This window comes from Streptomyces sp. NPDC045899 (assembly GCF_056431485.1).
Map to the genome: position 1 here is coordinate 133215 of NZ_JBWKKP010000004.1, position 17815 is coordinate 151029.

At 73.9% G+C, this 17815-nt stretch carries 12 protein-coding genes and 1 riboswitch; of the genes, 5 read left to right on the top strand and 7 right to left on the bottom strand.

Annotated features, from left to right (window positions below):
* Positions 1 to 11 precede the first annotated feature (11 nt).
* From AC07FT_RS07495 to AC07FT_RS07525, 7 genes are all read right to left on the bottom strand, one after another.
* Positions 12 to 1031: a DUF5914 domain-containing protein gene (locus AC07FT_RS07495; protein WP_471200385.1), complete on the bottom strand. Its 1020-nt coding sequence runs from the start codon at positions 1029 to 1031 to the stop codon at positions 12 to 14.
* On the bottom strand, positions 1028 to 2050 hold the full coding sequence (locus AC07FT_RS07500) for a phytoene/squalene synthase family protein (protein WP_479174752.1): 1023 nt from the start codon (positions 2048 to 2050) through the stop codon (positions 1028 to 1030). Before AC07FT_RS07500 ends, AC07FT_RS07495 begins: the two co-directional genes overlap by 4 nt.
* A complete protein-coding gene (crtI, locus tag AC07FT_RS07505; protein WP_479174754.1) occupies positions 2047 to 3615 on the bottom strand; it encodes a phytoene desaturase family protein in 1569 nt (522 codons plus the stop codon). The genes AC07FT_RS07500 and crtI overlap by 4 nt, the downstream gene beginning before the upstream one ends.
* Before the next feature lie 192 nt (positions 3616 to 3807).
* On the bottom strand, positions 3808 to 4554 hold the full coding sequence (gene thiE / locus AC07FT_RS07510) for a thiamine phosphate synthase (RefSeq protein WP_479174756.1): 747 nt from the start codon (positions 4552 to 4554) through the stop codon (positions 3808 to 3810).
* Complete coding sequence (gene thiM / locus AC07FT_RS07515; protein ID WP_479174758.1) at positions 4551 to 5363, bottom strand: hydroxyethylthiazole kinase; 813 nt, start codon at positions 5361 to 5363, stop codon at positions 4551 to 4553. The genes thiE and thiM overlap by 4 nt, the downstream gene beginning before the upstream one ends.
* Positions 5364 to 5407: 44 nt before the next feature.
* Entirely contained in the window at positions 5408 to 6847 is a 1440-nt protein-coding gene (locus AC07FT_RS07520; protein WP_479174759.1) for a purine-cytosine permease family protein, read from the bottom strand.
* Positions 6839 to 6932: riboswitch (TPP riboswitch) on the bottom strand. Its footprint overlaps the gene before it by 9 nt.
* Before the next feature lie 86 nt (positions 6933 to 7018).
* A complete protein-coding gene (locus AC07FT_RS07525) occupies positions 7019 to 7894 on the bottom strand; it encodes a YwqG family protein (protein WP_479174761.1) in 876 nt (291 codons plus the stop codon).
* Between the two features lie 251 nt (positions 7895 to 8145).
* On the opposite strand from AC07FT_RS07525, the gene AC07FT_RS07530 reads away from it, so the two are divergent.
* The 5 genes from AC07FT_RS07530 (at position 8146) to AC07FT_RS07550 (ending at position 17813) form a co-directional block, all read left to right on the top strand.
* Positions 8146 to 10764, top strand: a complete 2619-nt coding sequence (locus AC07FT_RS07530) for an MXAN_6230/SCO0854 family RING domain-containing protein (protein ID WP_479174763.1) — start codon at positions 8146 to 8148, stop codon at positions 10762 to 10764.
* Positions 10765 to 11418: 654 nt separating this feature from the next.
* On the top strand, positions 11419 to 11634 hold the full coding sequence (locus tag AC07FT_RS07535; protein WP_254748018.1) for a type A2 lanthipeptide: 216 nt from the start codon (positions 11419 to 11421) through the stop codon (positions 11632 to 11634).
* Positions 11635 to 11870: 236 nt separating this feature from the next.
* Entirely contained in the window at positions 11871 to 12677 is an 807-nt protein-coding gene (locus AC07FT_RS07540) for a hypothetical protein (protein WP_471200361.1), read from the top strand.
* Complete coding sequence (locus AC07FT_RS07545) at positions 12662 to 14956, top strand: NHLP family bacteriocin export ABC transporter peptidase/permease/ATPase subunit (RefSeq protein WP_479174765.1); 2295 nt, start codon at positions 12662 to 12664, stop codon at positions 14954 to 14956. The genes AC07FT_RS07540 and AC07FT_RS07545 overlap by 16 nt, the downstream gene beginning before the upstream one ends.
* Position 14957: 1 nt before the next feature.
* Positions 14958 to 17813: an NHLP bacteriocin export ABC transporter permease/ATPase subunit gene (locus AC07FT_RS07550; RefSeq protein WP_479174767.1), complete on the top strand. Its 2856-nt coding sequence runs from the start codon at positions 14958 to 14960 to the stop codon at positions 17811 to 17813.
* Positions 17814 to 17815: the final 2 nt, after the last annotated feature.

Below are 17815 nucleotides of genomic sequence, written 5' to 3' on the forward strand. Positions count from 1 at the left end.
GCGCCGGGTGATCAGCCCGGGAACCTGCCCGCGCTGCGCAGAGCCCAGCGCCGCTCCGCGTACGCCAGGTCGTCACGCCACAGCCGGGCGGCCGCCGCGCGGATCAGCGGGCGCAGCGCCGGGGCGGCGGCGCGCGCCATGCCGAACCCCGGCCGGTCCGACACCGCGACCACCGCCTCGATCACCGCCGTACGGGGCCGCCCCGCCGCGTCCGGGGTCAGGGGCGTGGCATGGGTTTCGACCACGGACCCCTTTCCCTCGCCCGCCACGATGCGCATCACGACGGTCCGCGGACCGGGCGCGGTGAACTCCGCCCGGACCGGGACGGTGGCCCGTCCCGCCACTTTGAACGCGACCTCCACCAGGAAGGCGTCGCCGTCCGGGGCCGCGGTGTCGTCCCCGGCGGGTGCCTTCACCACCGTCAGATCGACGAACGAGTACGGGTGGAGCCACGCGCCGTGCCATGGATCGAGCCGGTTGGCCACCACGTCCTGCGGTTCACAGCGGCCGACACCGGTGTACACGGCGCTCACCGCGCGGACCGGATCGGGCCGGACCGGGACGGCCGGCCGCTCCAGGGGGCGTTCACCACCGGCCCGGTCCAGCCGTACCCAGACCAGCACCCCGTCGTCGTACGCGGGGAAGGGCTCCCAGCCCGCGAACGGCCCGCCGTCCAGGGCGAGTCCGTGCCAGCGGCAGATCAGGGTGCCGCAGCGCACCGGGCTGTCCCTGAGCGGGGCGCCGAGGTGCGGACACGCCCCGGGCCCGGCACGAAGCGCCCCGTCGGTGCCCCGCCACACCACCACCTCGACACCCGCGACGGTGCGGCCGAACGGCCGCCCCGGCCGGACGTCCCGCGAGGCGGCCAGGACGAACCAGTTGCCGCCGGGCCGGGCCCGTGCGCGGGCCAGCGCGTCGGCGATGAGCGCGGGACGGGCCTCGCGCCAGGTGGGCGGCTGCCGTTCCCACGGCACGGAACCGCGGCGCAGCCGCAGGGCGTACCGGCCGCGCCGGGCATGGAGGAAGGTCATACGGCGCCCTCCCGCGCGAAGGCGCCGCGGTGTGCCCGTACGGGGCCGGACACCTCATCGGCTTCCGGTCCCCGGGCCCTGCCGGTGCGGGCCCGGAGCCGCGCGGCCGCGACCCGGCCCAGACCGTCCACCGCCACCGCGGCACGGCGGCGGCGCGGCACGGCCGAACGCCGGTGCACCACGCGGTAGTCGTCCGCCGCGATGGCGTCCAGGATGCCGCCGTAGAGCACACAGGCCGTACGGATGCACGGCCGGGACACCGGATCGAGTATGGCCAGCCCGGGCGCCGCCTCGCGGTACACCCCGAGGGTGAGCCCGGCCGCGGCCCGCAGTGCGGCCACGATCCGCCGGTCGTGGACCCCGGTGGCGCGGCTCCACTCCAGCAGCTCCCGGTCCACCCCGTGCGCCGCCAGAAGGTCACGGGGCAGATAGACCCGGCCGCGCTCCAGATCCTCGCCCACGTCCCGCAGGAAGTTGGTGAGCTGGAAGGCGACACCCAGGGCGGCGGCGTGCGGAGCGGCCTCCGCGCGCGGGACGACGGTGCCGAGCACGGGGAGCATCTGCAATCCGATGACGGCCGCGGAGCCGTGCATATAGGTACGCAGGTCGTCATAGGTGGCGTAGTCGGTGACCTCCAGATCGCTGCGCATGGAGGCCATGAAATCGGTGAAGTGGCCATGGTCGATGCCGTACACGGCGGCGGTGTGCGCCAGGGCCCGGACCACCGGATCGTCACTGGTGCCGGTGCGCAGCCCGGTGGTCAGCCGGGTCCGGAGCGCGTCGAGCGCCGCGCCGCGCTCGGCCGGACCGTCCCGGCTCACCAGGTCGTCCACGATGTCATCGGCCCAGCGGGCGAAACCGTACAGGGCGTGCACCGCGGGCCGGCGGGCCACCGGCAGCAGCCGGGTGGCCAGGAAGTACGTCTTGCCGTGGCGTGCGTTGAGCGCCCGGCAGCGGGTGTACGCGGCGCGCAGCGCCGGGTCGGTGACACCCGCCGCGTCCAGCTCCCGGGCGGTCATGCGCCGCCGCCTCTCCCGGCTGGGTCCGCCCCGGTCAGCGCGGGGGGCCGGGCGGTGGCGCGGGACGGCGGCCGTCCGGCGGCGGAGGGATGTCCGGTGATCCGCAGCGCGGCCAGCTTTCCGGAGAGCAGCACCGTCGGCACCCCGACACCGGGTGTGGTGCCACATCCGGCCAGGACCGCGTTCGCCACTCCGCGCACCAGGTTGCGCGGCCGGAACGGGCCGGTCTGCGCGAAGGTGTGCGCGGCGGAGAACGGAGTGCCCGCCGCATGCCCCTCGGCCGTCCAGTCGGCCGGGGTGACCAGGCACTCCTCCTCGATGGCTGCACCGATCCCGGTCAGCCCGCGGCGCTCCAGTTCGGTCAGCAGACCATCCCGGTAGCGGGGCGCCAGCTCCCGCCACGCCCGCGGACCGGGCCCGGTCTCGGTGTTGGGGCACGGCGCGAGGATGTAGTGCAGATGGCGGCCGGGCGGGGCGAGACCGGGATCGTGGGTGGTCGGGCGGGTGATCAGCAGGGACGGATCGGTCATCGTCCGCCCCGTGCGGGTGATTTCGTCGAAGGTGCCGCGCCACGCGGCACCGAAGGAGAGGGTGTGGTGCGCCAGATCGGGCCAGGTGCGGTCGGTGCCCGCGTGCAGCACCACCGCCGACGGGGCGTGGCGCAGCCGCAGCGGGCGGCGTGGCCGCCGCCCCAACAGCCCGTAGGACACCGGCAGATCGGGGGTGAGGACCACCGCGTCACAGGGGATGCGGCCCTGGTCGGTCAGGACGGCGGTCACGCGGTCCCCGGTGCGCTCCAGCCGGGTGACCCGGTGGTGGTAGCGCAGTTCGGCACCCGCGTCGGCGGCGGAGTCGGCCAGCGCGGTCGGCAGGGCGTGCACACCGCCGCGCGGGAAGTACACCCCGGCCACCGTGTCCATGTACGCGATGACCGCGTACGCGGCCAGTGCCCGCGCGGGCGGCACCCCGACGTAGAGCGCCTGGAAGCTGAACACCCGGCGCACCCGCTCGTCTTGGAGGAAGCGGCCGAGCCGCGCGTCGAGCCGTCCGAAACCGCCGAGGGCGGCGAGCCGGGCCAGATCGGGGTGGAGGAGCTGCCAGGGGGAGTCGTAGTTGGTGTCGATGAAACGGCGCATCTGGACCGCGTAGAGCCGCTCCAGCCACGTCCGCAGCCGCCGGTAGCCCCGTGCCTCGCGGGCGCCCGCGAACCGGCGGACCTCCGCCTCCATGGCGTCGGCGCCGGTGTGGACATCGAGGTGCTCACCGTCGGCGAAACGGGCGCGGTAGGCCGGGTGCAGCCCGATCAGCTCCAGCCGGTCGGCGAGCCGGTCGCCGACGGCGGCGAGCGCCTCCTCGATCAGGTGCGGCATGGTCAGCACGGTCGGGCCGGTGTCCATCCGGTAGCCGCCGCGTTCGGTGCGCCCGGCCCGTCCGCCGGGCAGGGCCGCCCGTTCCACCACGGTCACCCGGCGTCCGGCGCCCAGCAGATGGAGGGTGGCCGCGAGCCCCGACAGACCCGCACCGACCACCACGACGTGGTCGGTGCGTCCGCCGACGGTCCTCATCGGCCGCCGCCTCCGGGCGCGGCCACCTCCGCGTCCACGACGGTGGCCGGACTCCGTTCTCCCGCGCTGCGGCGCATGGCGCTTCCTCTCTGAGCGGCCCGGTGGCGGCAGCCGCCCCGGGCGGTCCGCCACATCCGACACCTCCGACGGGCGCACCGTCCGGCGCGCCGTCGCATCAGGAGGGGTGCCCGCTCAGCGGGTGTCCGTGTCGCCCCGGCACTCCTTCGGCCCAACCGGTGTGGTGTTCCGCCACGCCTGGGCGTAGGCCGCCGCGGCCGAACGGGGGTCCTCGGCCGCGCACACCCCGGAGACCACGGCGGCTCCCGCCGCCCCGGCGGTCCGCAGCCGCGGCAGGTCGGCGGGGGTGACTCCGCCGATGGCGACGGCGGGCAGCGGACCGAGCCGGACCAGCCGCGCGAAGCCGTCGTGGCCGAGGGCGGGCGGCGCGTCGGTCTTGGTACGGGTGGCGCGCAGGGCGCCGATGCCCAGGTGGTCGACGCGTGCGGGCTCCCCGGCCGCCGCCCGCACCTCCTCGGGTGTGGCCGTGCTCAGCCCGAGCACCGCCTCCTGGCCGATCAACTCCCGTACGGCGGCGACGGGCAGGTCCGACTGGCCCACGTGGACACCCGTCACCCGGGCCCCGGCGGCCCGTGCGGCCAGGAACACGTCCACGCGGTCGTTGACCATCAGCGCCACCGGCTCGGGGAGGACGGCCGCCACCTCCAGTACCGTGCGCAGGAAGTCCCCGCCGTCCGCGTCCTTCTCCCGTACCTGCACCGCGGTGACACCCCCGGCCACGGCACGGGCCACGGTGTCGGCCACGCTCCGGCCGCGGGCCGCGCACTGGGCGGTGTCGGTGACCAGATACACCGACAGATCCACCGGCGGCGCCCCGGCGGACGGCCCCGTCCCGGCGGACGGATTCCGGGAGGTACTCATGAGATCGCCGCCCGCGCGGTGAGCTCCGACGGCTCCAGCGCGGCCAGGGCGTCCAGGAACGCCACCGCGAAGCTCCCCGGGCCGGACGCCTCCGGGGCGGCACGCTCGGCGGCCACGGTGTACGCGGCCACCGCAGCCACGGTGGTGGCGAACCGGTCCCCGTCCACCGCCGCGAACGCCGCCATGACCGCGCCCAGCGCACAGCCGCCGCCGGTCACCCGGGTCAGCAGCGCGTCCCCGTTGGCGATCCGGGCGTGCCGGGTGCCGTCGGTGACCACGTCCACCGGACCGGACACCGCGACCACTCCACCGGTGGCGCGGGCCAGTTCCCCGGCGGCCCGCCGGGCGGCCTCCACCTCGTGCGCGGAGTCCACCCCGCGGCCGCCGTCACCGCCGTCCGCCAAGGCGATGATCTCGGAGGCGTTGCCCCGGATCACGGTGGGCCGCAGCTCCAGCAGCCGCCGCGCCAGTCCGGTGCGCACCGGCAGTGCGCCGACGGCCACCGGATCCAGCACCCACGGGGTCCCGGCCGCTCCGGCCGCCCGCGCCGCCTCGGTCATGGCGGTGCGCTGCTCGGCGTGCGGGGTACCCAGGTTGACCAGCACCCCCGAGGCGACCCCGGCGAACGGACCGGCCTCCCCGGGGATGTCCACCATGGCAGGGGAGGCACCGAGGGCCAGCAGCGCGTTCGCGGTGAAACCGGTGACGACCGCGTTGGTCAGACACTGCACCAGCGGGGTGGTCTCCCGCACCCGGGCGAGGGCGTGCGCGGCGAAGGCGGTGTGCTCGGGGACGGCGGAAGGGGCCATGGGGGAACGCTCCGGAAACGGGGTCGGGACGGGGCGGCGCAGGCTCACTCCGGTATCGGGCCGGGGTGGCGGGAGGCCGGGGCGGGCGCGTGGCGGCGCAGTCTGAGCGGTGCGTAGACCAGAAGTGCCGCGAGGAAGGCCGTGTAGTAGGCGAGGTCGGCGCCGTGCAGCGCCTCGGCCACCGGACCCGTGTACAGGGTGGTGTCCATGAACGGTACCGCCGCGGCGAAGGCGGCGGCGAAGGCCAGGACCGCGGGCCACCAGGGCTGCGGCCGGGCGTTCTCGGTGGCCAGGTCGACGGGGGTACCACCGCGGGTCCGCGCCCGGGCGAACCAGTCGACGCTCACCACGGCGACGAAGCCGGGGATCCAGTAGCCGACGAACAGCAGCACGTTCTGGAAGCGGGCGGTGGTGTCCGCGGCGTGCATCCACAGCACCAGCGGGAAGCCGAGTACGGCGGCGAGGGCGGCCGCGAGCGGACGCGGGATCCGCACCCCGACGGTCTGCAGGGCCAGTGAGCCGCTGTAGTCGTTCATGGCGTTGCTGCACAGCGCGGCCAGCGCCACGGCCAGCAGTCCGAGCGCGCCCGGTGTGCCACCGCCCAGCGCCTCGTCCACGCCCCGGGCCGTCTGGTCGGTGAGCACCGAGGCGCCCCACAGTCCCAGCGCCTGCACCGCCACGAAGGAGAGGGTGACGCCGAGGAGGGTGCACCAGAACATCCGCGCCCGTGAGGTGGCGCGCGGCAGATAGCGGCTGAAGTCACTGGCGTACGGCGCCCACGACAGTGCGAGACTCAGGGCGATCGTGCTGGTCAGGACGAACGCACCGGCGCGGTCGGCGCCCTGGGCGGCACCGGTGGTGGCCGGGTCCGCACTGTCCGCCAGCTTCACCGCGAGCGCGAGGAAGGCGGCGGCGAGCACGAACGTCATCACCGTCTGCATCCGGTGGATGGCCTCGTAGCCCAGCACCCCGAGCGCTCCCTGGGCGGCCATCATCACCAGCACACCCAGCCAGAACGGCCAGCCGCACAGCCGGGCCAGCGCGTCACCGCCGAACAGGCCGATGAGCGCGTCCCAGGCGACCGAGGAGAGCCACTGGAGGACACCGGGCACCGCGACGGCCCGGCCGAAGGCCAGCCGTGCCAGCGGCAGCTGTCCGGCCCCGGTCTGGCTCCCCCAGGTCCCCAGATACGCGGTGGGCAGGGCGCCCAGGAGCGTGCCCAGCACCACCGCGGTGAGCGCGGTGGCGAAGTCCAGGCCCAGGGCGATACCGACGGTGCCGGTGAACACACCGGTCATGGTCAGGTTCGGGGCGAACCACACGGTGAACAGGCGTCCCGGCCCGCCGTAGCGGTGGGTCTCGGGCACGGGCGCGATACCGCGGGCCTCGACCCGCAGATCGCCGGGTGCGGCGGGCATCCGTCCGTCGTGGACGGAGACGGGGCCGGATACGGCCGGCTCGCCGGGGGCATGCGGCAGTGACATGGGTGACATCCCTCCGCCAGTGCTAACTGGTTCAGGTTCGACGGGTGTGATCTCAGCCCCCGCAGGGGCACCCCGTGTCCGGTAAGGCGGGCCCAGCGGAACCCCTCACCCGGCGGCCCCCGTCCGGAGGCCGCACGTCAGCGGTCCGCCGCCGCCCGGTACGGCGGCGCGTCAGCCGCACTGCCAGGTGAACATCGCCCGGTCGAAACGGCCCGCGGCGAGGTCCTCGGGACGGATCAGCCAGTACAGGACACCGTCGTCGGCCCACATCATCCCGGTGTCCTCGTCGGAGTCGAACTGGGCCAGCAGCACCCATCGCGCCGCCTCCTCCTCGACGCGCGGATCGTCCCAGTCGACGTCGTCGCCCAGCACCGCCTTGGCCACCGTGATCTCCACGGCGCCCTGGACGCACTGGGCGTGCCCGCCGATCTGGTGCGCGGCGCCGCTCTGGTGGTCCCACAGCGCCTCCATGAAGGCGTCATCGCGCACCGGATGGCCGTAACGCTCCCTGACGGACAGCGCGCCGAGCCCGAACTCCCGGCTCAGTACGGTCGATTCGGAGTCCGGGGGGCTCGGCGCCACCCGGACGGTCAGGGGTACGGCCGGGTAAGGGGTGAGCCCCTCGGGAGCGGGCCGCTCGGGGAAACCGTCGGTCCCGGGCGGCAGATGCAGCAGCCGCGCACCCGCCCAGGTGTCCGGATCACAGGTGTCCACCACCGCCTCGCACTCCTCGTCCTCGAGGTAGAAGAAGGCCAGGCTGCCCTCGGGGCGCAGCGGAATGTCCAGTTCGTCCACGGGCAGCGCGGCACAGTCGACCACGGCCACGAACGACAGCGGACCGTAGCCTTCCCAGACGGGCCACTCGACGTCCTCGGGCAGCCGGGGCAGACCGCCGAGCCGGCCGACCACCGGATCGCCCGGACCGGCCGCCACCAGGTGTGCGGCGGGGCGCAGCAGTCCCGTCCAGCGGTCGGCCAGCTCCGGGGACAGATGGGTGCGGGCCAGCGTGCGCAGGGCGTCGGGCGCGGTGTTCTCCTGGGTGTCCATGCGCACCATGGTGACCGGGGACACCGACAGACCCGCACCGGCTCCTGGAAAAGATCTGCGAACCGCGCACCGGACTTGGTACGTTCTGGATCAGCGGGCGGCTCTCAGGTGTGCTTCCTTCTCACTCGATTACTACGACAACGAGCGCACCGAACTTCCGCCCGCTCCAAGGCTTCACGCCGCGCCCGCCCCGACCGGCGGGCGCGGCTGTTTTTCCGACGGCGGTGGCCGTCGGACAAGGGGGATCCAGCATGACCACCACCACCCGGACCACAGGTGCCCGGACCGGACTCCGCAGCGTCGCCGAGGTGCTGCTCACCCGGCGGGGCGCGGTGTACCTGCCCGCCCGCGACGGCTCCGGACCGGTGTCCCCGGACGTCCTCGCCGGCGTGACCCTGCTCGAGGCCGACCTCCTCGACCGCGGCTATGTGCTGTCCGCGCCGCTGCGCGAGGCCCTGACCGCGGGCGGACCGACGGCGATGGCCGTCACCGGACGCACCCTGCTCGCCGATATCGACCGGGCGCTGGGGGCCGACCGCGAGCACACCCCGCTCTTCCGGAAGTTCCCCGACTCCACGCCGTACGACACCACGGTGTTCTACGTGGAGCGGGTGCTGGCCCTGCTGACACAGCACCCGCGGCAGCCGTGCGTCCTGTGCGAAGGCGAGGGCACCGTCCACGCCGTCTCGCCGTGTGCGCATCTGGTGTGCCGCCGGTGCTTCGACGGATCGGACTTCGCCGCCTGCCCGATCTGCCACCGCGCCCTCTCCGCCGACGATCCGTTCCTGCTCCCGGCCCCGCCGCGGGCCGAAGCCGGACGCCACCGCGCGCTGCCCGAGCGGCTGCGCGTCCTGGCCCTCGGCGGCGATCTGGCGGACCGCCGGCGCGCCGTCCGCGAGGAGACCGGCCGGCTGCTGGGCCGTACCGCCGCGCTGTCCCCGCAGGACGCCGATGACCTGGAGGCGCTGCTCGAGGTCTGCGGCCGGGCGGACCTGGACTGGCTGCCCGCCGCGCTGCCCGGACGCGAGACCAAGGCGCGGGTCCTGGCGTGGCTGCTGCGCGCGCCCGGGACGCGCGCAGCGGTGCTGCCCGAGGTGGCGGCCCGGCTGGACACCGCCACCGACATCCTGCGGCTGCTCATCGTGTGGTCCGGCGGTGACCCGGGTCTGGTGGAGGTGCCGCGGCTGGCGCCGGTGCCGCGGCCGGTGCGCCGGGCCCTGCTGGGCGCGCTGGACGCGCTCGACCCCGCCCTCGCCGTGGCCGATATGCGGCGCCACCGCGCGCTGTGGATCCCCGCGGCCCACGCGCTGCACCCCTTCGAGTACGCGGGCCGCTTCCCGCGCGCCGCGCTCGCGGTGGCGGCCCTGCGGAACACCCGGCTGTCCGACGACCGGTTCGGCGACGCCCTGCGTACCGCCGCCGAGCCCCTGACCGCGGTCGACACCGGCGGCGACCGGCCGCGGGTGCGCACCTGGGGCGGGCGGGTGGAGACCGCGCTCGCCGAGGGTGACCACCGCCGTGCCACCGCACTGCTCACCCAGCGCCCCGGCGAACTGCTGCGCCGTCTGGACCACCTGCTGCGGCTGGCCGGTGAGGACACCGGACCGGTGCTGTCCGCGCTGCCCACGGCGGCCACCCGGGTGTCGCCCGCGGTGCTGCTGTCCGCGCTCGGCGCGCTGCGCTCCCGGCGGCAGCCCACCGGCGAGCGGGTGTTCTTCCCCAAGGGTCCCCAGGCCAAGGCGTATCTGGCCGACGACGAGCGGGACATACCGGCCGGCCACGCGGTCGAGGCGGCCATCACCGCGCTGACCGAGGAGGTGCTGCGCCGCGCCGCCGCCCTCGGCCCGCTCGACGTGGCCGTGGTCGACGCCGATCTGGACGGCATCGTGGCGCCGTTCGCGGAGCGGACCGCCTCGCGGGCCCTGGTGACCCTGCCGCGCGGCAGCGAGCGTCCCCTCACCCCCGGCCGCACGCTGCGGCTGTTCCTGCACTGGATGGAGAGCGAGGAGTCCGGCCGGACCGATCTGGACCTGTCGCTCGCGCTGTTCAACGGGGCGTGGGAGCACGTCGGCACCTGCGACTACACCCGACTCCGCCACAGCGGTGCCGTCCACTCCGGGGACCGCACCAGCGCCCCGGCCCCGGACGGCGCCTCGGAGTTCCTCGACCTGGATCTGGACGAGCTGGAGCGGGCGGGTGTGCGCTACGCCGTCGCCGCGGTGTTCTCCTACAACGCCGTGCCGTTCGACGAACTGCCCGAGGCGTTCGCCGGTTTCATGGTGCGCGACGAGCCGGGCGACAAGGGGCCGGTCTTCGACCCCCGCGCCGTCGAGCAGCGCTTCGACCTGACGTCCCCCGCCGGCAGTTCGGTACCGCTGGTGCTGGACATCCCCGGGCGCACGATGCGGTGGCTCGACGTGGTCCAGGGCCTGTCCGGCACCGGTCACGCCGTCCACCGGCACGTCCAGGTGCTGGCCGCCCTCGGCAGGAGCCTGACCGGTCTGTTCACCTCGGGTGCCCGGGTCGAGCTCGGTGAACTCGCCGTCTGGCAGACCGCGGCCCGTGCCACCACCGTGCTGCTGCGCCACACCGACGGTTCGGTCACTCCGTACCGCCGCCGTGCGGGTGAGGACGTCCTCGCCTTCGCGGGACGTATCGGCGCACCGGACCACGACCCGTCGGCCGGTGACATCGGTCAGGATCCCTCCAGGATCGGCGCGGCGTTCCTCGTCCGCGGGGACGTCCCGCTGCCCGCCGGCTGCCCGGTGTACGCACTGCACCCGGCGGGGCTGGACGCGGCGGCGGTGCGCCTGCTCACCGCCTCCGATGTGGTCAACTCCCTTGCGCACAGCGGCCCGACGGCCGACTGAGCGCCGGCGGCCCCGGGCGGGGCGCGTCGCCGCGCCCCGCCCGAAGTCATGAGCTTCGTCGTACTCATGCGCCCTATGTCCATTCCGGGGGAATTCCCGGCCTTTCGGTGGGGCAACGGCCCGAGGGTGCAGTTGTCATAACGCACACCGATCGGCGGGATGGGCGGAATTCAGTCGCGATATCGGCTCCCCGTCGCACATGTCGCATTCCCGATCTGTGCGGGATGAGGAATTCGAGTACAGGTCGTCCAGTCTTCAAGCGATCGGCACACCTATTCCACAGATGGCCTGAGCACCGCCTGTGCCGGGTCGTGGATCCGGGGCCCGGATGGGGGCTTCGCCCGTGATCGCGGGGATGTCCGGCGAGGTCAGCCCGGGTGTGCAGGGCGAGCGTGACGACGGTGTGAAGAAAGGCCGGTCACCGCGTGGGCGGATGTGTGTTCCCCGTGATCGGAACGTGGCGGAATGCACGGTTCCGCGCGATGTCTGATTCGCAGCCCACTGTGCGGGCGTGGTTACATCCTTTCGCGCTGAGGCGTTCTCAGGATCCCGGACCCCGGAATCCTGTGGTTGTTCTGCGGGGGCCGAGTCATTCGGCAACCGCGGGCCGCTGAAAGCTCATTTCGAGATTATTTATCCAAGGGAGACGCAATAATGAACAACGCACCCAAGGTCGCGACCCAGGAGATCTCCGACGCTGAGCTGGACAACGTGGCCGGCGGGCTGGGTGCCACGGTCACCGACACCCTCGGCACCGTCGACGCCGTCACCGCCCCGGTCACCGGCGTGGTCGGCACCGCCACCGGCACGGTGGACGGCCTCACCGGCCTGAACACCACCGGCATCGTCGGCACCGTCGGTGCCCTCTGAGGCGACCCTCACCCCCTGAGGCGATCTCACCTCTGAGGCGACCTCACCTCGCCTCACGGTGCCGCCGAGCGCGGCACCTCCGGTCGGACGGCGCCGCCGTACGACCGGCCCCGTGCCCCGGGCCCGCCTGGTCCGGGGCATTCGGCGGTCCACCGGTGCCCTGCCGGCGGACCGCCGCGGCGCCACCACGCGAAGCCGCGCACTCCATCCGTTCCCGCGGTTGAGGACAGACTCTCGTGCAGTTCCGCCAGCAGGCCCTTTCCAAAGCGCAGTCGGCAGAGGACATCGATCTGCCGGTGCGCTACGCCCGCCCGCAAGGGTGGCTCGCCCTGGCGGTCACACTCGTCGTCATGGCCGCGGCCGCCGTCTGGTCCGTGACCGGCACGGTGTCCAGCACCCTGGCCGCGCCCGGCATCCTCACCCATGGACAGGGCAGTTACATCCTCCAGAGCCCGGTGGCCGGACAGGTCACCGCCGTGCTCGCCAAGGAGGGCAGCACCCTGCGCGCGGGCGCTCCGCTGCTGAAGATCCGCACCCCGCGCGGCGACAGCGTGGTGCGCACCCTCGCCGCGGGACGGCTCACCACCCTGGTGGTCTCGATCGGCTCCGTCCTCACCACCGGAGCCGACGTCGCCTCCGTCGAACGGGTCCGCCGCTCCGGCGACCCGCTGACCGCCACCCTCTACGTACCGGCGGAACGCGCCGCGTCGGTGCCGGTCGGCGCGGCCGTCGACCTCGGGGTGCAGTCGGTGCCGACCCAGACCTACGGCGTGCTGCGCGGCCATGTCCGGGCCGTCGGCCGCACCGCCCAGTCACGTCAGCAGATCGGTTCGCACCTCGGCAGCGAACAACTCGGCGAGGAGTTCTCCCGGCACGGCCCGCCGGTCGCGGTGCTGGTCCGGCTGGACCGCTCGGCCACCACCCGTTCCGGCTACCGCTGGTCCTCCCCGAAGGGCCCGCCCTTCACCCCCGACTCCATGACCCTGGCCACCGGTACGGTCCACCTCGCCGACCGGCACCCGATCGAATGGCTGCTCCCGTGACCCCCACCCACGACGGCGGGCCGCCCCGCCCGGCACCCGCCGGAAGCAGCGGACGCCGCCGCCCCGAGCCCGCCCGGGGGCGGCGGCGCGCCCCACGGCGCGCGGCCGGGCCCGCGCGGCCCCGGCGCCGTACGGTACGCACCCCCACCGTGCTCCAGATGGAGGCGCTGGAGTGCGGGGCCGCCTCGCTCGCCATGGTGCTCGCACACTACGGACGCCATGTACCGCTGGAGGAGCTGCGGATCGCCTGCGGTGTCTCCCGGGACGGCTCGCGCGCGAGCAATCTGCTGCGGGCCGCGCGCAGTTACGGGCTGAGCGCCAAGGGCATGCAGATGGAACCGGAGAGCCTGGCCGAGGTGCGGGCACCGGCCATCCTCTTCTGGGAGTTCAACCACTACGTCGTCTACGACGGCACGGGGCGCCGGTTCGGCAAGCGCGGGGTGTACATCAACGACCCCGACAAGGGACGCCGGTTCGTCCCCACCGAGGAGTTCGACACCAGCTTCACCGGCGTGGTCCTGGTCCTCGAACCCGAGGCGTCCTTCCGCCGCGGCGGCCGCCGCCCCGGAGTGCTGGGCGCCCTGCCCGCCCGGATGCGGGGCACCACCGGAACCCTGCTGGCCTCCCTGCTCGCCAGTCTGCTGCTGGTCGTGGTGGGCGCCGCCGTCCCCGCGCTCAGCCGCACCTTCATCGACACCTTCCTGATCGGCGGCGAGACCTCCGCCCTGGGGCCGCTGTTCACCTCCATGGCCGTCGCGGTACTGCTGACCGCCGTGCTCACCGGAGTGCAACAGGCCAATCTGCTGCGCGGCCGGATCATCTCCTCCACCCTCAGCAGCGCCCGGTTCCTGCGCCATCTGCTGCGGCTGCCCGTCACGTTCTTCGCCCAGCGCAGTCCCGCCGACCTCGTCCAGCGGCTGCGCTCCAACGACACCGTGGCGGAAACACTCGCCCGTGACCTGGCCGCCGCCGCGGTCGACGGGATCGTCGTGGTGCTCTACGCGCTGCTGCTGTGGACCTACGACCCCCAGCTCACCCTGGTCGGCGTGGGACTGGCGCTGCTCAACGTGGTCGCCATGCGCGTCGTGATCCGGCTGCGCGCCACCCGCACCCAGAAACTGCGGGCCGACACCGCCCGGCTGACCACCACCTCCTACACCGGCCTCCAGCTCATCGAGACGATGAAGGCCACCGGCGGTGAGAACGGATACTTCCGCCGCTGGGCCGGCCAGCACGCCATCACCCTCGAGGAACAGCAGCGGCTGGGCGTACCGAGTGCCGTCCTGGCCGTGGTGGCGCCCACCCTCGCCACCCTCAACAGCGCGCTCATCCTGTGGATCGGCGGACTGCGCGCCGTCGAGGGTCATGTGTCGGTCGGTCTGCTGGTGGCCTTCCAGGCGCTGGTGGCCCGTTTCACCGCACCCATCACCCGGCTCAACGGTGTGGCCGGGCGCATCCAGGACTTCTCCGCGGACGTGGCCCGGCTGAAGGACGTCGAGAACTTCCCGCTGGACAGCCTCTACACACGTGACCAGCCGGAGCCCGACACCCGCCGGCTCACCGGCCATGTCACGCTGGAGGACGTCACCTTCGGCTACAACCCGCTGGACGAACCCCTGCTGCGCGGTATCTCCCTGTCGGTCGGACCCGGTCGCCAGGTGGCGCTGGTCGGCGGCTCCGGCAGCGGTAAGTCCACCGTCTCCCGGCTGGTCTCCGGCCTCTACAGCCCGTGGGAGGGGAGCATCCGCATCGACGGGCAGCGGCTGGAGGACATCCCCCGCGGCGCGCTCGCCGCCTCGGTGTCCTTCGTCGACCAGGACGTGTTCCTCTTCGAGGGAACCGTGCGTGACAACGTGGCGCTGTGGGACCCCTCCATACCGGACGAGGCGGTGGTGGCGGCCCTGAAGGACGCCGCGCTCTGGGACGATGTCGTCGCCCGCCGCCCCGAGGGCATCCACGGCCGGGTGGAGCAGGACGGCCGCAACTTCTCCGGTGGCCAGCGGCAGCGTCTCGAGATCGCCCGCGCCCTGGTCCGCCGCCCCAGTGTGCTGGTGCTGGACGAGGTCACCAGCGCCCTGGACGCGCGCACCGAACGCACCGTCATGGACAGTCTGCGCCGCCGCGGCTGTGCGTGCGTGGTGATCGCCCACCGGCTCAGCACCGTGCGCGACAGCGACGAGATCCTCGTCCTGGACCGGGGCACCGTCGTCGAACGCGGCCGCCACGAGGACCTCGCCGCGGCGCAGGGGCCGTACGCGCGGCTGATGAAGGAGCACTGAGATGACCTCCGCCCATCCGGCCGCCGCCGTGGCCGCGGACGGCGGCGACGCGGTGGTCCAGGCGCTGGGCGCGCTCGGCACCCCCGTCGACCGCACCGGACTGCGCAGCCTCCCGCTGGAGGGACCGCAGGTGCTCTGGCTCGTCACCGGCGGTGCCCTGGACCTGTTCGCGGTCGACGCCGCCGAGGAGGGACACTGGCACTTCCTCGGACGGCTGGAGCCGGGCGCGGCGCTCCCGGGCCCGGTCGAGGGCCCGCGCCACACCCTGGTCGGCAGGCCCTCGCAGGACTGCGCCGTGCGCCGGATCCCGCTGCGCGAGCTGTACCGGCCGGAGAGTTACGACGCGTACGCCACCGGCTGGACGGACGAACCGTACGGCGATGTCCCGCCCACCCCGCTGGAACACGCGGTGGCGCTCGGGGTCAGCCGCAGCCTGGGTGTGCTGTTCCAGGCCCCGCTGGACGGTGGTGGCCCCGCGGGCGAGGGCGAGGCGGCCGACGAGGACCTGCTCTGGCTCCCGGTACCCCCCGGCAGCGTCCGCTACGGCGCCGAGTACAGCGCCCAGGCCGCCGGGGACCTGCTGGTCGACGGTGCGCTGTGGCAGCGGATGGTCAATCAGCAGTACCGTCTCGGCACCGCCGTGGACCGCTGGATCGAGGCGCTGGAGCGGACCCACGCCGATCGCACGGCAGCCGGGATCCGGGCCGGTGAGGCGGTCCGCTCCCGCGCCGACCAGGCGCTGATCGCCTCCATCGGAAGTCCGCGGCAGGCGGCGAGGGCGGCGGAGGACACCAGCGACGACACCGTCCACGCGGTGTGCCGCACGGTGGCCGGGGCCGCCGGGATCACCCTGGCCGACCGGCCGCGGGGCGCCACCGCCGAGGACGACCGCACCAGCCCGGTGGAGCGTATCGCCGTGGCCTCCCGGATCCGCACCCGCGCCGTCCGGCTGGAGGGCGCGTGGTGGCGTGAGGACGCCGGACCGCTCGTGGGCTACCGCGCGCTGTCCGGCGCCCCGGTGGCACTGCTGTGGCGCCGGGGCCGCTACGAGGCGGTCAACCCGGCCTCGGGGCTGCGGCTGCGGATCGGCGAGGGCAACGCCGATGAGTTCGAACCGCGCGCCGTGATGTTCTACCGCCCGCTGCCCGACCGTCCGATGACGGCGTGGCGGCTGCTGCGGTTCACCGCCCGCGGGGTGGCGCCCGATCTGCGCAACCTCGTGGTCGGCGGACTGGTGACGGTGGTGCTGGGCGCCCTGGTGCCGGTGGCCACCGGCCAGGTGCTCGGCGGTTTCGTCCCCCGGGCGGAGAAGAGCCCCATCGTCCAGATCTCCCTGGCGCTGATGGTGGCGAGCGTGGTCTCGGCCGCCTTCATGCTGCTCCAGAACCTGACCCTGCTGCGTCTGGAGGGGCGGCTGGAGAGCACGCTCCAGCCCGCGGTGTGGGACCGGCTGCTGCGGCTGCCGACCCGGTTCTTCGCCCAACGCTCCACGGGGGAACTGGCCAGCGCGGCGATGGGCATCAGCGCCATGCGCAGGGTGCTGTCCGGTACGGCGCCGGTGGTCCTCCAGGCGGGCACCGTCGGAGCCGTGAACCTCGGCCTGCTGATGTACTTCAGCGCCGATCTGGCGCTCGCCGTGCTGGCCATGCTGGTGGTCATCTCCGCGGTGTTCCTCGGTATGGGCCTGTGGCAGGTGCGCTGGCAGCGGCGACTGGTGGAGAGCGAGAACAAGCTCAACAACCAGGCGTTCCAGACCCTGCGCGGACTGCCCAAACTACGGGTGGCCGCGGCGGAGAACTTCGCGTACGCGGCCTGGGCCCGCGGATTCGCCCACTCCCGCGAACTCCACCAGCGCACCGGCCGGATCAAGAACCTCACCCAGGTGCTCGACGCGGTCTACCTCCCGCTGTGTGCGCTCATCGTGTTCATGCTGCTGGCCGGACCGGCGCGGGGGAGCATGTCGGCGGGGGCGTTCCTGACCTTCAACACCTCGGTCACCATGCTGCTCACCTCGGTCACCCAGCTGACCAACGCCCTGGTCTCGGTGGTGGCCGTGCTGCCGATGTTCGAGCAGGTCAAACCGATCCTGGACGAGCCGCCCGAGGTACGCGGCGGAAGCGCCCAGCCGGGGACGCTCACCGGGGACCTGCGCGCCCGCAACCTCACCTTCCGCTACGCCGACGACGGTCCGCTGGTCCTCGACGATGTCTCGCTGGAGATCCGGCCCGGGGAGTTCGTGGCCGTCGTCGGCCCCAGCGGATGCGGCAAGTCCACCTTGCTGCGACTGCTCATCGGCTTCGAACGGCCGGTGTCCGGCAGCGTGCTCTACGACGGTCAGGACCTCGCCGCCCTGGACCAGGCCGCCGTACGCCGCCAGTGCGGGGTGGTCCTCCAGAACGCCCAGCCCCTCAACGGCACCGTGCTCGACTGCATCCGCGGCGCCGAGCCGTACACCCCCGAGGAGGCGATGGCCGCCGCCGAGCTGGCGGGTCTGGCCGAGGACATCCGCCGGATGCCCATGGGGCTGCACACCATGATCTCCGGCAGCGGCGCCATCTCCGGTGGCCAGCGGCAGCGGTTGATGATCGCCCAGGCGCTGATCCGCCGTCCACGCGTCCTCTTCTTCGACGAGGCCACCAGCGCCCTGGACAACGAGACCCAGCGCGTGGTCATCGACAGCACCCGCGCTCTCCGGGCCAGCCGCCTGGTCATCGCACACCGGCTGTCGACCGTCATGGACGCCGACCGGGTGCTGGTGATGGAGGACGGGCGGATCGTCGAACAGGGCGCCCCCGCCGAGCTGATGGCGACCCCGGGCGGCAAACTGTACGAGCTGGTGCGGCGGCAGATGAGCTGACC

Excerpts from the sequence above, each read along its gene's own strand:
- AC07FT_RS07520 (WP_479174759.1), bottom strand. The coding sequence starts at position 6,847 with ATGTCACTGCCGCATGCCCCCGGCGAGCCGGCCGTATCCGGCCCCGTC.
- AC07FT_RS07550 (WP_479174767.1), top strand. The coding sequence starts at position 14,958 with ATGACCTCCGCCCATCCGGCCGCCGCCGTGGCCGCGGACGGCGGCGAC.
- thiM (WP_479174758.1), bottom strand. The coding sequence starts at position 5,363 with ATGGCCCCTTCCGCCGTCCCCGAGCACACCGCCTTCGCCGCGCACGCC.
- thiE (WP_479174756.1), bottom strand. The coding sequence starts at position 4,554 with ATGAGTACCTCCCGGAATCCGTCCGCCGGGACGGGGCCGTCCGCCGGG.
- AC07FT_RS07525 (WP_479174761.1), bottom strand. The coding sequence starts at position 7,894 with ATGGACACCCAGGAGAACACCGCGCCCGACGCCCTGCGCACGCTGGCC.
- AC07FT_RS07530 (WP_479174763.1), top strand. The coding sequence starts at position 8,146 with ATGACCACCACCACCCGGACCACAGGTGCCCGGACCGGACTCCGCAGC.
- AC07FT_RS07535 (WP_254748018.1), top strand. The coding sequence starts at position 11,419 with ATGAACAACGCACCCAAGGTCGCGACCCAGGAGATCTCCGACGCTGAG.
- crtI (WP_479174754.1), bottom strand. The coding sequence starts at position 3,615 with ATGAGGACCGTCGGCGGACGCACCGACCACGTCGTGGTGGTCGGTGCG.
- AC07FT_RS07500 (WP_479174752.1), bottom strand. The coding sequence starts at position 2,050 with ATGACCGCCCGGGAGCTGGACGCGGCGGGTGTCACCGACCCGGCGCTG.
- AC07FT_RS07545 (WP_479174765.1), top strand. The coding sequence starts at position 12,662 with ATGGCTGCTCCCGTGACCCCCACCCACGACGGCGGGCCGCCCCGCCCG.
- AC07FT_RS07495 (WP_471200385.1), bottom strand. The coding sequence starts at position 1,031 with ATGACCTTCCTCCATGCCCGGCGCGGCCGGTACGCCCTGCGGCTGCGC.